Genomic DNA, 16,825 nt, shown 5'->3' on the forward strand with positions numbered 1-16,825 from the left:
TCAAATCCATGGCTACTCCACAGATTGATAATTTAAGAAATATCGCGATCATCGCGCACGTTGACCACGGTAAAACTACACTGGTTGATAAACTACTACAGCAATCAGGTACTTTAGAGTCTCGCGGCGAAGCTGAAGAGCGAGTCATGGACTCTAACGACATCGAGAAAGAGCGTGGTATTACCATTCTTGCTAAGAACACAGCAATTAACTGGAATGACTACCGCATCAACATCGTCGATACTCCGGGACACGCGGACTTCGGTGGTGAAGTAGAACGTATCATGTCGATGGTAGACTCAGTTCTACTTATCGTTGACGCTGTTGACGGCCCAATGCCGCAAACTCGTTTCGTAACACAAAAAGCATTTGCTCACGGTCTCAAGCCAATCGTTGTTATCAACAAGATTGACCGTCCTGGTGCTCGTCCTGACTGGGTTATGGATCAAGTATTTGACCTATTCGACAACCTAGGTGCGACTGACGAACAGCTAGACTTCCAAGTGGTTTACGCTTCAGCTCTAAATGGTTGGGCAACACGCGAAGAAGGCGAAACTGGCGAGAACATGGAACCACTATTCCAAACTATCGTTGATGAAGTAGCGGCACCTGCTGTTGACCTTGATGGTCCTCTACAGATGCAAATCTCTCAGCTTGATTACAGCTCATACCTAGGCGTTATTGGTGTTGGTCGTGTAACTCGCGGTACAATCAAACCTAACCAGCAAGTAACAGTAGTTGGTGCTGATGGTAAGACTCGTAACGGTAAAGTGGGTACAGTTCAAGGTTACCTTGGCCTAGAGCGTCACGATGTAGACCAAGCCGCTGCAGGTGACATCATCGCAATCACTGGTCTTGGTGAGCTGAAAATCTCTGACACAGTATGTGCGCAGGGTGAAGTTGAAGCACTACCAGCACTTTCTGTTGATGAACCAACAGTAACGATGACTTTCCAAGTAAACACGTCTCCATTCGCGGGTAAAGAAGGTAAGTACGTAACGTCACGTAACATCCTTGAGCGTCTAGAGAAAGAACTAGTACACAACGTTGCACTACGTGTTGAACAGACTGACGATCCAGACAAATTCCGCGTTTCAGGCCGTGGTGAACTTCACCTATCTATCCTGATCGAAAACATGCGTCGCGAAGGCTTCGAGCTAGCAGTATCTCGTCCAGAAGTAATCATCAAAGAAATTGATGGCCAGCTAATGGAACCGTTTGAAACGGTAACGATTGATGTTCTAGAAGAGCACCAAGGCGGTATCATGGAAAACATCGGCCTACGTAAAGGTGAGCTGAAAGACATGGCGCCAGACGGTAAAGGCCGTGTACGTATGGACTTCATCATGCCATCTCGTGGTCTGATTGGTTTCCAAACAGAGTTCATGACTCTAACTTCAGGTTCTGGTCTTCTTTACCATACATACGACAGCTACGGTCCACACAAAGGTGGTCAAATCGGTCAACGTATCAATGGTGTTCTAATTGCGAACGCTGCTGGTAAAGCACTGACTAACGCACTGTTTAACCTTCAAGAACGTGGCCGTCTATTTATCGGTCACGGTGTAGAAGTTTACGAAGGTATGATCATCGGTATTCATAGCCGTGACAACGACCTAACAGTAAACGCACTGAAAGGTAAGCAGCTAACCAACGTTCGTGCATCAGGTACTGATGACGCACAGGTTCTTACTCCGCCAATCAAGCACACGCTTGAGCAAGCACTAGAATTCATTGATGAAGATGAACTAGTAGAAGTAACGCCTGAAAGCATCCGTATCCGTAAGAAGTTCCTAACGGAAAGCGATCGTAAGCGTGAAGCTCGTAACGCTAAGTAATCTTAGTGATTAAATAAAGAAGCCCCGAGTAGCCTAGCTGCTCGGGGCTTTTGTTTTATGGGTTGTAGATAAGCAATACGTCGAGGAGAAACTCTAATCTGTTGCCCCTCTTAGTTGTGAATTAGGGGGAGGGGAGCTAGCTTTTAAGCCCTAAATGGTGCTGAACGAACTGAACACGTTCTGATACTGACATAAAGGGCACCTCAACAACTTGGAATCCGAGCTCTTGATACACTTCAATTAAAGCATTGTGGATCGCTACAGCGCCTTCAAATGGGTAAGGCCTTACTTCATCTTGCACATAGATACTGCGTTCTGGGCGGCAGAAAAATGCTTGTCGATGATAGCCTTCGCTTTCTGATATATAGCAAGGTTCTATGTCTAACCCTGCTTGTTGCAAATAGCCACAAATATCCGGAATTGCTCGATCGAGAAACGCTACATCACATTGGTTGGCTTGCTGTTTTTGCTTCAGCATAGTTGCAAGGCACAAGCGGGCAAACCCAAGTAAATCAGTCCAAGGTAAAATGCCATCATCTAATTCGCTTTGCTCTTCAATTAACTGGCGAGAAGATTCTGCAAAGGTTTGATACCCATGCGCGCTGAGTGCATCGATCAGCGTGGTTTTACCTGCGCCGGGGCCACCAGTGATGATTATTGGGAGCATTGACTCGGTTACTTCTGGTTTAAGCGAGCTAAAAACTTATCCGATTCAGCAATCGCAGCGTTCATCTGCTTAATTGCGAATTGAATGTCTTGTTCAAGGTTGGTGAACTCGCCTTGCAACGCACCAATTGCGCTGGCGTTGAGGTTGTGCTTCAAGTAAAGGGTATTGTCTCGCAAGGTGTTGAGCACCGGCGTCATCTTGTCTTCTGCGCGCTTCATCGCTGACAACATCGTTGTGTATGATGCTTTGGTTTCACGCAGTTTCTGTTCACTAGAGCGGCGTAAAGAACTGCTTGTGTAGAGTTCTAATTCATCTTGCCATTCGGCAAATAGAGCGTCTGATACATCTTCAATTGCCGCAATTCGATCACTAACGTCTTGCGCTGCTTTTTCGCTGTCTTGGTATTTATCGTTGATTTGGTTGTAAACCGATTCAAGTTCACCGCCATCAAAGTTTGTTAATGCAGATAGTGCTTCTAGTGCGCTAGTAAATTCTTGCTGTGCGTCCTGCTGTGACTCTTTTGCGTCCTCAACGCGATCCACCATGATGTCTCGTTTGTGGTAGCCTACTTGTTCCATCGCAGAGTAATAGGCTGATTGACATCCTGTCAGGGTAAAAATAGACAATACAATAGCCAGTAAGTACGGCATGATGGGTTCCTTTCCTTTAGAATTATAATGTTAGGATGACTGAGTTGATAGGGAGATACAAGTTGAAAATCGAGTCATTGGTGAAACAAACCATGCTGTTCGGGCGCTATCTATTGAGCCGAATGGGGCACGATAGAGTTAATGTGAATGCAGGGTATTTGGCTTACATTACTTTGCTCTCGATTGTTCCTATGTTGACCGTTCTACTTTCGGTTTTATCTTCGTTTGCTATCTTTGAAAACGCTGGTGATGCCATTCAAGATTTTGTCATTACTCACTTTGTTCCCGCTGCGGGGGATGCGGTGAAAGGCGCATTGCTAGAGTTCGTTTCTAATACCGGCAAAATGAGTGCGGTGGGCGGCGCTTTCCTATTTGTCGCAGCGCTTATGTTGATTTCCAACATCGATAAAAATCTTAACTATATCTGGCGTGTTCAGCAGAAGCGTCGTGCGGTGTTTTCGTTTTCGATGTATTGGATGGTATTGACCCTTGGCCCAATACTAGTCGGGGCGAGCATTGCTGCCACTTCGTATGTAACGTCTCTCAAAATTCTCGAAAGCGAAGCAGTCTCTGGTGTATATAACTTGCTGCTTCGTTGGTTGCCGTTTTTGCTGTCGTTGTTTGCTTTTGTTGGTTTGTACTTGTTGGTACCAAATAAAAAGGTGCGCATTTCTCATGCTCTGATTGGTGCAATTGTGGCGGCGTTGCTGTTTGAAGCGAGTAAGAAAGGCTTTGCTGCCTACATTACCCAGTTCCCTTCTTATCAGTTGATTTATGGCGCATTAGCGGCGATTCCAATCTTGTTTGTTTGGGTCTACTTATGCTGGCTAATAGTGCTCATTGGGGCAGAAGTCACCGCAGCCTTGGGTGAAAGGGAAGAGTGGAGCAAGGACGAAGAAATGGTACACTCTTCGGAAAGTTCAATCACACAACAAGTAGAAGGAAACAGCGGTGATAGCCCTGATACAAAGAGTAAGTGAAGCAGCAGTACGCGTAGAAGGTGAAATTGTCGGTGAGATCGACAAAGGTCTACTTGTGCTATTAGGCGTAGAAAAAGACGATGATGAAGTGAAAGCAAAGCGTCTAATGGAGCGAGTCACTACTTATCGTGTGTTTGGTGATGACGAAGGAAAAGTGAACCTCAACGTGAAGCAAGTTGAGGGTAAAGTTCTGGTCGTTTCTCAATTTACTTTACCAGCAGATACCAAAAAAGGGACTCGAGCAGGTTTCTCGCGAGGAGCTCACCCAGCTGAAGCTGAACGCTTGTATGAGTATTTTGCGGATCAATGTGCACAAGTTTTACCAACAGAGCGAGGTCAATTTGCAGCGGATATGAAAGTGTCGCTAGTGAATGACGGCCCTGTGACGTTCTGGTTGCAAGTATAATTATAAGGCTAGTAGAGATGTTCAGTGTCTCTAGAAAAGGATTTACATGTTTAAGCTGATTACGCCGAAGACTGAAAAACAACTGAATAAGTATTACCACTTCCGTTGGCAAATGCTGCGAGAACCTTGGCGAATGCCTATCGGTTCTGAGCGTGATGAATATGATCCAATGGGTCATCATCGTATGATTGTCGATGGGCGAGGTAGGCCAATGGCGATTGGTCGTTTATACATTACCCCTGACAGTGAAGGTCAGATCCGCTTTATGGCGGTAAAAGGTAATCGTCGTAGCAAGGGTATGGGCTCGTTGGTTCTGGTCGCGCTTGAGTCGTTAGCACGACAAGAGGGAGCAAAACGCTTAGTGTGTAATGCACGTGAAGATGCCATTTCATTCTATGAGAAGAATGGTTTTGAGCGTCGAGGTGAGCTCACCGATGTGCGTGGCCCAGTAAGGCACCAACAGATGGTCAAGCCGCTTGACCCTATGGCAAATGTCTTGCGTAAGCCTGAATGGTGTACCGAGCTTCAAGAGCGCTGGGAGCACCAAATCCCAATCAGTGACAAGATGGGGATTAAGATAAATCAGTACACAGGTTATCAGTTTGAGTGTTCAGCTCAGCTCAATCCCAACTTAAACCCCCACAATACGATGTTTGCTGGTTCTGCATTTACGCTAGCCACATTAACAGGTTGGGGAATGACATGGCTATTGATGAAAGAGCGTAATCTTACCGGTGATATTGTGTTGGCCGACAGTCAGATTCGTTATCGCCAGCCAGTTACTCAAAACCCAGTGGCGTCGACATCACTTGATGGTATTAGCGGTGATTTAGATAGACTGGCTTCTGGTCGTAAAGCACGTATTGTTATCCACGTGACTATCTACAGTGGTAATGAAGCTGCGGTCGAGTTTATCGGCACCTACATGTTGCTGCCTGATTACAAAGCGGTACTTGGTTCTGACCCTGTCTCTGACTCTTGACCCTCTACTACCTGTGGTGCGATAGGCTTAGCTTGTTCTTGAGTGCCACAGGTTGCCTTTATAACGTTAGCTCCATTGATTATATCGGACCAAAGCTGTAAGCAAGCTTGCTCCGATTTAAGCAATAGTGTCGCATATTGAGGTTTGGTTAAATCCATCTCGCCAGCGATTTGTGTTACCTCACTCTGACTTACTGATTGAACAATAACTCTTCCTCTATCCGCTTTAAGCTTAATTTCATCAATATCGAGCTTTTGAGTGTAGCTTTTCTCACCATCGACACTTTTCGCTTCTACGATGGCTTGGTGTAGGAAAGTGGTCACCTGTCCGGATAAGCTATGCGAAAACATCGAGTAATCACCGGATAATCCACTTAACTCGACTTCGACTTCAGCCGTTCCAGATAAAGCAAAAGGTAAGTTCTGTTGAATGTGATGTTGTTGTAGCGGAATCCCGTCGGCATGAATCGATACCTGCCAAGGAGCGCTCAGAGAGGCTCTGTCCCATGTGCCATTCGCTTCGATATAACCTTGCTCAAGAGGAATAAAAGCGCGCTCTAACGTCAATTTATGTCCGTTAGCAAATGCAGCAAAGTGAGCCTGAGTGGTTAGTAATTTATCAATACTTGCTGAGTTAGCGCTAACCTCTAGCACACCATCAAGTAATCCCAAATTGCCCTCTTCAATCAAGGTAAGATCTTTGCCTTCAATCGTCAGCCCTGACACTTGCCAATAAGGCTCTTGCTCAACTTGAATAAATTGAGTGTTTTCAACTTCCAATGAAGAAATCTCAAGATGTTTTAATGGAGTGGTAATTTGCTCGATAGTGGAAGCGAGTTGATCGACATCTTCTAACCACTTCACTCCAGAAATGGACAGCTGATCAAGCTTCACTTGGTTCGGAGTGATTTTCCCCTGAATCTGCACACGCCCGTCTTTAAAGTCACTATCAAACTCTTCAATGTAGATTTGCTCTTGGTTAAAAGTCACTTTTGCTCGAGGAGAAAATAGGGCAAAACTTGGGTTACGAATGCTCTCTGCGTTAAATGATGCATACCCCTGTTCTTGCTGCCAGATAGAGTTTTTTAGTGATATTGCCTCGATAGACGCATCAAGGTGCTTTAATTGCCACATGCCATAAGAAAACGAGCTATTGAGAATATCCAAGCTATTGATGTGGTTGATTGGCAGACCGAAGTTTTGCAGCGTAGTGAGTAAAGGTTGAATTTGTTGAGATTCAGGCAGTGACAGGTTATCAATCGTGACATTAACAAGGGACCAGCCTTGGGCATACTGCTCTGCCTGACCAGAAATGCTGGCGCCACGCCAATTAAAAGAGCTACCAAATATGGTGCTGTCCTGTTGCTGATAGCGCATGTCGACTAGCAGGTTGTCTAACGCTTCTCCTTGAATATAAAGCTGTTCGGTTGCTAGTTGAATATCACCATAGGGAAGTTGCTGGCTATCTGACTTCCATGTTGGCTGATCTACTTGCAGATTAACGCCTCGGGCAGACCATTTAGAGCTGCTTATATCGGTTTGCTTTAGAGCTAGCTGGTGGAGATTCACTTGAGCAAGTAGAGGCAAGTTAGCGTGCTTTAGATCGAGCGTGGCACCTTCGATCAATATTGAATCAAACGAGAGTTTTCCATTTTGCCAAGGTTGTTGGCTAACCCATAGGGTCAGCTTGGGAATTGATGTGCTGTTTTCACTAGTACCAATAACAGTGTCTTCTAGGGTTAGTTGCAAAGGAGGCGTATAGGCAACTTTAGCGGGAGATACTTGAAACGGGGTGAGCTGACTAAGAAGTGTGTTCACCACTTGCGTCGCATAGCGCGTCTGCATGACGCTATAAAGACCAATAGCAGACAAAGCGAGAGTACCGACGATAACCAACGCCAGCAGCAAGAGTGCTTTCTTCACAGTAACTCACATTCCCTTAGTGAACAGTGTTACTAGCTTGGAACACTTTTTCATTTCAAGCAACAAAAAGCCCCTCAAAAGAGGGGCTTAGATAAACATTTACTGCCGATGTCACTAATCTAGCTGAGGACCTGCTGCAACCAGTGATTGGCCTTCATCATTATCAGTGTACTTCTCAAAGTTATTGATAAAGCGACTTGCTAGATCTTTCGCTTTGCTTTCCCACTGTAGTGGATCAGTGTAAGTATCACGAGGGTCCAAGATAGCAGGGTCAACATCGTGCAGTGCTGTTGGCACCTCTAGATTGAAGATTGGGATATGCTTGGTTTCAGCATGCTCAATCGAACCATCTAAGATTGCATCAATGATGCCGCGAGTATCTTGAATTGAGATACGTTTGCCGCTGCCATTCCAGCCTGTGTTAACTAGGTAAGCTTCAGCTCCCGCTGCTTCCATACGTTTTACCAGTACTTCTGCGTATTTTGTTGGATGTAGCGTAAGGAACGCAGCGCCAAAACATGCAGAGAAGGTCGGTGTTGGTTCAGTGATTCCACGCTCAGTACCTGCCAGTTTTGCTGTAAAGCCAGATAAGAAGTGGTACTTGGTTTGTTCTGGCGTTAGTTTAGAAACCGGAGGAAGCACACCAAATGCATCAGCTGATAGGAAGATCACTTTATTAGCATGACCGCCTTTTGATACTGGCTTAACAATGTTTTCAATATGCTCAATTGGGTAAGAAACACGAGTATTCTCTGTTTTAGAGCCATCATCGAAGTCGATAGAGCCATCGCCGCGAACTGTTACGTTTTCTAGTAATGCATCACGACGGATGGCATTGTAGATGTCAGGTTCTGCTTCTTTAGATAGCTTGATGGTTTTTGCGTAGCAACCACCTTCAAAGTTGAAGACACCATCGTCATCCCAGCCGTGCTCATCATCACCAATAAGTGCGCGTTTAGGATCTGTTGATAGTGTTGTTTTACCTGTACCAGATAAGCCGAAGAAAATAGCCACATCGCCTTCTTTGCCCATGTTGGCACTACAGTGCATGGATGCGATGTCTTTCAGAGGAAGGAAGTAGTTCATCATCGCGAACATGCCTTTCTTCATTTCGCCACCGTACCAAGTACCACCAATCAGCTGCATGCGCTCGGTTAGGTTAAATACAGTGAAGTTTTCCGAATTTAGGCCGTGCTCTTCCCATTTTTGGTTAGTGCACTTCGCACCGTTCATGACCACAAAGTCAGGTTCAAATGTTGCTAGCTCTTCTTCGCTAGGACGAATGAACATGTTCTTCACGAAGTGAGCTTGCCATGCTACTTCAGTAATCACACGGATGCTAAGACGTGTATCTGGGTTTGCACCACAGTAACCGTCAATCACAAATACACGCTTGCCTGAAAGTTGACCAGTAACGAGCTCTTTCAGATCATTCCATACAGCTTGGTCGATAGCTTTGTTATCGTTTTTCACTGCATCAGATGTCCACCACATATGTTCTTCTGTAGTCGCATCTTTCACGATGTATTTATCTTTTGGTGAGCGGCCGGTAAAAATACCGGTATCAACTGCGACAGCACCCAGCTCAGTTACGACGCCTTTTTCGTAGCCTTCCAGATCAGCGCGAGTCTCTTCTTCGAACAACACTTCGTAGCTTGGGTTACGAATAACCTCTTTTACGTTATGAAGCCCGTGTTTGGTAAGATCAATTGTTGCAGCCTTAGTATGTTCCATAACGGTCATAGGTGCTCCTTATCGGAATATTTTGTAGGGATTTTGTAATAATTTTTTAATTTTTATCTGCTCACCATGCTAGCAATGGGCCTCAGAGAAAACAGGGATATAGCTCAAAAAATATCCGCAATCTTCATGGGGTTTTAAGCGACTCATCACATATTGGCAGGGTTAGTTTATCGTGTGCGCAAAGCTTTGCGCTAGGGCAAAAGAATTATTAATTGTCTAAAATTAACCGGTTACTTTATTACGAGGGAGGCTAGGTAATACGGGGTTTTGATCACAAAAAGGCCAGCGTGCGCTGGCCTTTTGAAAGGTAAATTACAGGCTTGCTATGCCATAAAAATTAATGCAGCTTATTGTCGCCTGAAGTTGCGTGTGTAAATAGCTCTTCTACGTCTGAGGCGTCGAACGAATAATTCGTGCCGCAGTAATCACAATGTAAAGAAATTGAACCAATCTCGGCCAAAATGTCATTTACTTCCGCACGATCAATGGTAACGATCGCTGCGCCGCTACGTTCACGTGAACAACCACAGAAGAACTCAACTGGTTGAGGGTCAAACAGACGAACTTTCTCTTGGTTGTAGAGGCGGTAAAGTAGAGCACTTGCTTCTAGGCTAAACAGTTCTTCATTTTTAACTGTATTAGTCAGTTGCTCTAGATGCTCGAAGTCATCTGGTGAGCCAGTACCATCTGGAACAACCTGAATAAGCATACCCGCAGCATGAGCTTTGCCTTCGTGTTCACCAGTGCGTAGCCATAGACGAGTCTTAAGCTGCTCTGAGTTGGCGAAGTAACCCTCTAAAACCTGAGCAAGGTTGTCACCTTCAAGTGCAACGATACCTTGGTAACGCTCGCCTTTCTTAGGATCGATAGTGATAACCAAGTAGCCTTTACCCATCATGTCGTGGATAGTTGCATCATCGGCAATGTCACCTTCAAAACGAGCCACACCACGAATCTTCTGATCGTGATCGCCATTAATTACTGCAAGCGATACCGGGCCATCACCTTGCAATTGCATCGTGATAGAGCCTTCAAATTTTAGTGTTGCTGTAAGTAGAGTTGTTGATACCAATAGCTCCCCAAGTAGCTTTTGTAGGGCTGCTGGGTATTCCTTGCTTGAAATAATTTGCTGGTAAGCGTCATCCAACTGTACCAACTCACCACGAACTGAAAGGTCTTCAAATAAGTAGCGATTCAAAACATTGTTTGCCATGTGGCGGTTCCTCGTAAATCTGGTAGAGCTTATTGGTGTTTAAACTTAATGATATCGCGGCGCTGTTTTTTGTCAGGGCGGCGCTCAGGGCTAGGGTTGTGTGCGTGAAGTTTACGTTGTGCCGCGTTTTCTTCTCGCTTATTTACACTTTCAATTGTTTCTGAGTAGAGTAGTTGCGCTTCTGGAGCTCCGCGTCGCTGGTCAGAGATTTTTTCAATGACCACGGTCTTTTCCTCGTGACCTTGTCTTAGAGTGATCACCGCACCGAGTTCGACCGCTTTGCTAGGTTTACTACGCTGGCCATTATAGTGGACTTTACCACCATCGACCATATTTCTCGCGATGGAACGAGTTTTGTAGAAGCGTGCAGCCCATAGCCATTTATCAAGTCTGACAGCTTCAGTTTGGGAACCCATAGTTTTCTTACCTCTGAGTTGATGATTCTTTGGTTGAAAATAAGTGTGACAACTTACTTTCTTTGATGTCGATACTATAAAAAATGGTGATGGAGGTATCATTTTTCAAGCAAGATCAAAAAAATCGACGTGTAGAGCTAAGTCGTCGGGGTTTATCGTTTAGCTTGTTTCATGGTTTGGTACAATGAACAGCTAAATTATTCATAAGTTATCGAAATCAACAAATTTATTGGAACACCTAGGTTGTCAGTGTGATAGCGTATCAAGAACTTCAGATGAACAATAAGGATAGTGAGTGAAGCAAAGCAGTGTCCAAGCATTTTTTAAGCTCAGTGAATCGTTAAAAGAACCACTCGTTCAGCAACGCGTGAGCTATACCGCAACGATCGTGCTACTAGCTATAAGCGCATGGATTGCAGGTCAAATGATTTGGCAGCCTTGGAATTCGCTATCAGTTTCTCAATGGCAGCCTTCCAGCGTGGTTCAACGTGGTGGTGAGAGTGCATCAGGTATTGATATCTCTGAGCTGCAAAATAGCCATATTTTTGGTGAGTTAAATCAAACCGCCCCTGTTGTTGAACAACCGAAACTACAAGACGCGCCAAAGAGTAGACTTAACGTTGTTTTGGTTGGGCTTGTGACAAGTTCTGACCCAGAAAAAAGCCTTGCGGTAATTGCTAATCGCGGTCGACAGGCAACCTATGGGATTAATGAGGTGATCGAAGGAACCCGCGCCAAGTTGATTCAAGTTCAACCTGACCGCGTGATTATCGATAACTCTGGGCGCAATGAAACTGTGATGTTAGAAGGACTCAAATACAGTAAGCCGACAGAACCGGTTGATGTTCGTCCAAGTACCAGCTCTACACGCAGTAAGATATCGCAAGCGTCATTAGACAAAATACGCGCGGAGCTTCGCCAAGACAGTAAGAAGATTTTCCAGTATGTACGCATGTCGCAAATCAAGAAAGATGGTGACATTGCGGGCTATCGCTTATCTCCAGGTAAAGACAGAGCATTGTTTGACTCTGTTGGGTTAAAACCGGGTGATATTGCAGTATCGATAAATGGATTAGATTTGAAAGATTCCTCGGTCATGAGTGAAATCTTTAAGAGTGTATCTCAGTTGACCGAATTAACGCTGACAGTAGAGCGAGATGGTCAGCCACATGAGATATACATTGAATTATAAGAGTGTCGCACAAGGCGGCAGTCGTTCGAGGAGTAAAATGTGAACCATTGGCTTAAGAAAAGCATGTGGCTTTTAGCAGGAAGCTTATTGACGTCCCCTGCGATGGTGGCAGCGAATGACTTTAGTGCCAGCTTTAAAGGCACAGACATTCAAGAATTCATCAACATCGTTGGTCGAAACCTAGAAAAAACCATCATTGTTGACCCTTCTGTACGCGGTAAAGTCGATGTACGCAGCTACGATATGTTAACGGAAGAGCAATATTACAGCTTCTTCCTTAATGTATTAGAGGTGTATGGGTTTGCTGTCGTAGAGATGGATAATGGCATCCTTAAAGTGATTAAGTCGAAAGATGCCAAGACGTCTTCTGTACCAGTTGTAGGTGATGGCTCTATTAAGGGTGATGAAGTCGTGACGCGCGTTGTGGCGGTACGTAACGTCTCGGTACGCGAACTCTCTCCACTTCTACGTCAACTAAACGATAATGCCGGTGCAGGTAACGTTGTTCATTACGATCCAGCTAACATTATTTTGATTACAGGCCGAGCGGCGGTAGTTAATCGCCTTGCTGACATTATTAAACGTGTCGACCAAGCTGGTGATAAAGAAATTGAGGTCGTTGAATTAGATAACGCTTCTGCGGCTGAAATGGTACGTATTGTTGAAGCACTAAATAAGTCGACCGACACCAAAAACACGCCAGCTTTTCTTCAACCTAAGCTGGTGGCCGACGATCGAACCAACTCCATCTTGATCTCGGGCGATCCTCAAGTTCGTCAGCGCTTGCGTCGATTGATCCAACAGCTTGATATTGAAATGGCCTCGAAAGGTAATAACCGCGTTGTTTACTTAAAGTATGCGAAAGCCGAAGAGATGGTTGAAGTACTTAAAGGGGTCTCCGATAATCTGCAAGCAGAGAAGTCTACAGGTGGCAAGAATTCAAGCTCTGCTCAACGTGGTGAAGTTGTGATTGCGGCGCATAAAGGTACTAACTCACTCGTACTGACTGCGCCGCCAGATATTATGAACACCTTACAAGATGTCATTGCTCAACTTGATATCCGCCGAGCTCAGGTTCTGATTGAAGCGCTGATTGTCGAGATGGCTGAAGGCGATGGTATCAACCTTGGCGTACAGTGGGGATCGCTTGAAAGTGGCGCGGTCATTCAGTACGGCAACACTGGTGCGCCAATTGGTCAGGTGATGGTAGGTTTAGAAGAAGCCAAAGACACCACAACAACAACGGCAGTTTACGACTCTGATGGCAATTTCCTCCGCAATGAGACCACGACAGAAGAAGGTGACTACTCCAACCTAGCTTCAGCCTTAGGTGGTGTCAACGGCGCGGCACTGAGTGTCGTAATGGGTGATTGGACGGCCCTAATTAGTGCGGTATCAACAGATTCAAACTCGAACATTCTATCTTCGCCAAGTATTACCGTAATGGATAACGGTGAGGCGTCGTTCATTGTTGGTGAAGAAGTGCCGGTTATTACTGGTTCGACAGCTGGTTCAAACAACGACAACCCTTTCCAGACTGTTGACCGTAAAGAAGTGGGTATCAAACTAAAAGTCGTACCTCAAATCAACGAAGGTAACTCTGTTCAGCTGAACATCGAGCAAGAAGTGTCTAATGTCCTTGGGGCGAATGGTGCGGTTGACGTTCGTTTTGCTAAGCGCCAGTTGAATACTTCTGTGATGGTTGAAGATGGTCAAATGATCGTCTTAGGTGGTTTGATTGATGAGCGTGCGTTAGAAAGTGAATCGAAAGTACCATTGTTAGGCGATATTCCATATTTAGGCCACTTGTTCAAATCGACGAGCACCCAAGTTGAGAAAAAGAACCTGATGGTATTTATCAAGCCAACCATTATTCGTGATGGTATGACGGCGGATGGTATCACTCAGCGTAAGTACAACTTTATCCGTGCAGAGCAGCTTTATAAAGCGGACCAAGGCCTGAAATTAATGGACGACGGCCATATTCCTGTACTGCCAAAATTTGGTGAAGATATTCGCCACCCGGTAGAGATCCAAGCATTCCTTGATCAAATGGATACCCAGTAATGGATGTAGAAGTTACGCCTTATTTTAAGCGCTTACCTTTCAGCTTCGCTAACCGCTTCAAGCTAGTACTTGAGCCTAGTGAGCAAGGCTTAGTGTTGTACTATATTGCGCCTATTTCTATTGATGCGCTTCGAGAAGTAAAACGCGTTTGTGTTCAGCCTTTTTCTTTGCAAGCAATCGACAAAGAAATGTTTGATAGCAAACTGACGGAGGCGTATCAGCGAGACTCTTCAGAAGCGCGTCAGCTAATGGAAGATATCGGGGCTGATAGTGATGACTTCTTCTCTTTGGCAGAAGATTTACCTCAAGATGAAGACTTGCTTGAGTCAGAAGATGACGCGCCAATCATCAAGTTGATCAATGCCATGCTTGGTGAAGCGATCAAAGAAGGTGCATCGGATATTCACATTGAGACGTTCGAGAAAAGCCTGTCGATCCGTTTCCGTATTGATGGTGTATTGCGCGATGTATTGTCGCCAAGCCGCAAGCTTGCCCCGCTGCTAGTATCACGCGTAAAAGTTATGGCTAAGTTGGATATTGCGGAAAAACGCGTTCCTCAAGATGGTCGTATTTCTCTGCGTATCGGTGGTCGAGCGGTCGATGTACGTGTATCAACCATGCCATCTTCACACGGCGAACGTGTAGTAATGCGTCTATTGGACAAGAATGCCACTCGCCTAGATCTGCATAGCTTGGGAATGACGGAGGTGAACCATAACGCCTTCCGCCAAATGATTCAGCGCCCTCACGGCATTATATTGGTTACCGGCCCAACGGGTTCAGGTAAGTCGACCACTTTGTATGCTGGCCTAACTGAAATTAACAGCAACGAGCGCAATATTCTTACGGTTGAAGACCCAATTGAATTTGATATCGATGGTATCGGCCAGACCCAAGTAAATCCAAAAGTAGATATGACCTTTGCCCGTGGCTTACGCGCGATTCTGCGTCAAGACCCGGATGTGGTGATGGTTGGTGAGATTCGAGACTTAGAGACCGCACAGATTGGTGTTCAAGCTTCTTTGACTGGCCACCTAGTGATGTCGACATTGCACACCAACACAGCCGTTGGTGCGATTACGCGTCTACGAGATATGGGCATTGAACCATTTTTGATTTCTTCTTCTCTACTTGGGGTTCTTGCCCAGCGATTGGTTCGCACTTTGTGTCCTGATTGCAAGCAGCCACACGAAGCGGATAAAGAAACCAAAAAGCTGTTTGGTATGAAGAAGAAAGATGATCTGACTTTGTATCGTGCTACTGGCTGTGAAGCTTGTAACTTTAAAGGCTATCGTGGTCGAACTGGTATTCATGAACTGTTAGTTGTTGATGAAGAAGTTCAAGAACTTATCCATAGTGAGGCTGGTGAGCAGGCTATCGAGAAAAGCGTTCGTGAACGTACTCCGAGTATTCGCCAAGATGGTTTGGACAAAGTGCGCCAAGGCATTACTTCACTTGAAGAAGTCATGAGAGTGACCAAGGAAGGGTAATGGCAGCGTTTGAATACAAAGCACTGGATGCTAAAGGAAAAAGCAAAAAAGGCGTTATTGAAGGCGATAATGCTCGTCAAGTGCGCGCTAGGCTAAAAGAGCAAGGCTTGATTCCGGTCGAGGTAAATGAGACGCGGCAGAAAGCTAAAAAGCAAAACAGCAGCAACCAGGCGACGTTTCAATTTAAACGTGGCTTAAGTACTCCAGACTTGGCGCTCATTACTAGACAATTAGCAACGTTAGTCCAGTCGGGGATGCCGCTTGAAGAGTGTTTAAAGGCGGTGTCAGAGCAGTCTGAAAAGCCGCGTATTCGTACCATGCTATTGGCGGTTCGCTCAAAAGTCACTGAAGGTTATACCTTATCGGACAGTTTGGCTGACTTTCCTCATATCTTTGATGAACTATTCCGCTCTATGGTATCAGCAGGGGAAAAATCGGGTCACCTTGATTCGGTATTAGAGCGATTAGCAGATTATGCAGAAGATCGGCAGAAGCTTCGTTCCAAGCTGCAACAGGCTATGATTTACCCTGTGGTTTTGGTTATTTTTGCCGTATGTATCGTTGCTTTCCTATTAGCAGCAGTTGTACCCAAAATTGTTGGCCAGTTTGTTCAAATGGGACAAGAGCTGCCACAGTCGACCCAGTTTCTATTGGCCTCCAGTGAATTTATCCAGAATTGGGGATTGCAGCTATTAGTTGCGATGGTTGTGTTGATTTACCTAGTGAAGTTTCTACTCAGCAAACCCAAAATACGTCTGAGCTGGGATCGCAAAGTCATTTCGTTGCCCTTGATTGGCAAGATTGCTCGTGGCTTGAACACTTCTCGTTTTGCACGCACCTTATCTATTTGTACTTCGAGTGCGATTCCAATTTTGGAAGGAATGCGTGTTGCCGTTGATGTTATGTCGAACCATTACGTCAAACAGCAGGTCTTAGTAGCGACTGACAATGTTCGTGAAGGTGCAAGTCTGCGTCGCGCGCTTGAGCAAACCAAGTTATTTCCACCAATGATGTTGCACATGATCGCCAGTGGTGAGCAAAGTGGTGAGTTGGAAAGCATGCTGACACGCGCAGCAGATAACCAAGATGCGAATTTTGAATCTACGGTCAATATTGCGTTGGGGATATTTACTCCGGCGTTGATCGCAATTATGGCGGGTCTCGTGCTGTTCATCGTGATGGCGACGCTGATGCCGATTTTAGAAATGAATAACTTAATGAGTTCATAACCGTTTTTAGCCAAGCTAAAAATTTAGTGG

14 protein-coding genes are annotated in these 16,825 nt (G+C 45.3%); 8 read left to right on the plus strand and 6 right to left on the minus strand.

What is annotated here, in order from left to right; all coding sequences use genetic code 11:
- Positions 1–8: 8 nt before the first annotated feature.
- Positions 9–1,838, plus strand: coding sequence for a translational GTPase TypA (typA, locus tag AAFX28_RS09155; RefSeq protein WP_408687156.1), 1,830 nt, complete (start codon positions 9–11; stop codon positions 1,836–1,838).
- A gap of 136 nt (positions 1,839–1,974) precedes the next feature.
- Here the strand turns inward: typA and AAFX28_RS09160 are convergent, their stop codons facing one another.
- Positions 1,975–2,505 (minus strand): AAA family ATPase, encoded by a 531-nt coding sequence (locus AAFX28_RS09160; protein WP_408687157.1) that lies wholly within the window; start codon positions 2,503–2,505, stop codon positions 1,975–1,977.
- Positions 2,506–2,513: 8 nt separating this feature from the next.
- A complete protein-coding gene (locus tag AAFX28_RS09165; RefSeq protein WP_408687158.1) occupies positions 2,514–3,155 on the minus strand; it encodes a DUF2959 domain-containing protein in 642 nt (213 codons plus the stop codon).
- Positions 3,156–3,217: 62 nt separating this feature from the next.
- Between AAFX28_RS09165 and AAFX28_RS09170 the strand changes: the two genes are divergently transcribed.
- The 3 genes from AAFX28_RS09170 to AAFX28_RS09180 are packed head-to-tail and all read left to right on the plus strand — an operon-like array spanning position 3,218 to position 5,523.
- Entirely contained in the window at positions 3,218–4,135 is a 918-nt protein-coding gene (locus AAFX28_RS09170) for a virulence factor BrkB family protein (protein WP_408687159.1), read from the plus strand.
- Complete coding sequence (gene dtd, locus AAFX28_RS09175; RefSeq protein ID WP_408687160.1) at positions 4,107–4,541, plus strand: D-aminoacyl-tRNA deacylase; 435 nt, start codon at positions 4,107–4,109, stop codon at positions 4,539–4,541. Before AAFX28_RS09170 ends, dtd begins: the two co-directional genes overlap by 29 nt.
- 46 nt (positions 4,542–4,587) lie before the next feature.
- A complete protein-coding gene (locus AAFX28_RS09180) occupies positions 4,588–5,523 on the plus strand; it encodes a YiiD C-terminal domain-containing protein (protein ID WP_408687161.1) in 936 nt (311 codons plus the stop codon).
- Here AAFX28_RS09180 and AAFX28_RS09185 read toward each other — a convergent pair.
- From AAFX28_RS09185 to hslR, 4 genes are all read right to left on the minus strand, one after another.
- Positions 5,481–7,445, minus strand: coding sequence for an AsmA family protein (locus AAFX28_RS09185; protein ID WP_408687162.1), 1,965 nt, complete (start codon positions 7,443–7,445; stop codon positions 5,481–5,483). The genes AAFX28_RS09180 and AAFX28_RS09185 overlap by 43 nt on opposite strands.
- 114 nt (positions 7,446–7,559) lie before the next feature.
- Positions 7,560–9,188: a phosphoenolpyruvate carboxykinase (ATP) gene (gene pckA, locus AAFX28_RS09190; RefSeq protein WP_408687163.1), complete on the minus strand. Its 1,629-nt coding sequence runs from the start codon at positions 9,186–9,188 to the stop codon at positions 7,560–7,562.
- Between the two features lie 337 nt (positions 9,189–9,525).
- Positions 9,526–10,401, minus strand: a complete 876-nt coding sequence (gene hslO, locus AAFX28_RS09195) for an Hsp33 family molecular chaperone HslO (RefSeq protein WP_408687164.1) — start codon at positions 10,399–10,401, stop codon at positions 9,526–9,528.
- A gap of 29 nt (positions 10,402–10,430) precedes the next feature.
- On the minus strand, positions 10,431–10,817 hold the full coding sequence (gene hslR, locus AAFX28_RS09200; RefSeq protein WP_408687165.1) for a ribosome-associated heat shock protein Hsp15: 387 nt from the start codon (positions 10,815–10,817) through the stop codon (positions 10,431–10,433).
- A gap of 295 nt (positions 10,818–11,112) precedes the next feature.
- On the opposite strand from hslR, the gene gspC reads away from it, so the two are divergent.
- From gspC to gspF, 4 genes are read left to right on the plus strand one after another with little or no spacing between them, the layout of a single operon-like run.
- A complete protein-coding gene (gspC, locus tag AAFX28_RS09205; protein WP_408687166.1) occupies positions 11,113–12,009 on the plus strand; it encodes a type II secretion system protein GspC in 897 nt (298 codons plus the stop codon).
- Between the two features lie 39 nt (positions 12,010–12,048).
- Positions 12,049–14,076 (plus strand): type II secretion system secretin GspD, encoded by a 2,028-nt coding sequence (gspD, locus tag AAFX28_RS09210; protein ID WP_408687167.1) that lies wholly within the window; start codon positions 12,049–12,051, stop codon positions 14,074–14,076.
- Complete coding sequence (gene gspE, locus AAFX28_RS09215; protein WP_408687168.1) at positions 14,076–15,566, plus strand: type II secretion system ATPase GspE; 1,491 nt, start codon at positions 14,076–14,078, stop codon at positions 15,564–15,566. Before gspD ends, gspE begins: the two co-directional genes overlap by 1 nt.
- Complete coding sequence (gene gspF, locus AAFX28_RS09220; RefSeq protein ID WP_408687169.1) at positions 15,566–16,795, plus strand: type II secretion system inner membrane protein GspF; 1,230 nt, start codon at positions 15,566–15,568, stop codon at positions 16,793–16,795. The genes gspE and gspF overlap by 1 nt, the downstream gene beginning before the upstream one ends.
- The last annotated feature ends 30 nt before the right edge of the window (positions 16,796–16,825 follow it).

The sequence above is a fragment of the Vibrio sp. TBV020 genome (genome assembly GCF_046056895.1).
Taxonomy (GTDB): Bacteria; Pseudomonadota; Gammaproteobacteria; order Enterobacterales; family Vibrionaceae; genus Vibrio.

Excerpts from the sequence above, each read along its gene's own strand:
- typA (WP_408687156.1), top strand. The coding sequence starts at position 9 with ATGGCTACTCCACAGATTGATAATTTAAGAAATATCGCGATCATCGCG.
- gspE (WP_408687168.1), top strand. The coding sequence starts at position 14,076 with ATGGATGTAGAAGTTACGCCTTATTTTAAGCGCTTACCTTTCAGCTTC.
- pckA (WP_408687163.1), bottom strand. The coding sequence starts at position 9,188 with ATGACCGTTATGGAACATACTAAGGCTGCAACAATTGATCTTACCAAA.
- AAFX28_RS09165 (WP_408687158.1), bottom strand. The coding sequence starts at position 3,155 with ATGCCGTACTTACTGGCTATTGTATTGTCTATTTTTACCCTGACAGGA.
- gspF (WP_408687169.1), top strand. The coding sequence starts at position 15,566 with ATGGCAGCGTTTGAATACAAAGCACTGGATGCTAAAGGAAAAAGCAAA.
- hslO (WP_408687164.1), bottom strand. The coding sequence starts at position 10,401 with ATGGCAAACAATGTTTTGAATCGCTACTTATTTGAAGACCTTTCAGTT.
- AAFX28_RS09180 (WP_408687161.1), top strand. The coding sequence starts at position 4,588 with ATGTTTAAGCTGATTACGCCGAAGACTGAAAAACAACTGAATAAGTAT.
- AAFX28_RS09160 (WP_408687157.1), bottom strand. The coding sequence starts at position 2,505 with ATGCTCCCAATAATCATCACTGGTGGCCCCGGCGCAGGTAAAACCACG.
- hslR (WP_408687165.1), bottom strand. The coding sequence starts at position 10,817 with ATGGGTTCCCAAACTGAAGCTGTCAGACTTGATAAATGGCTATGGGCT.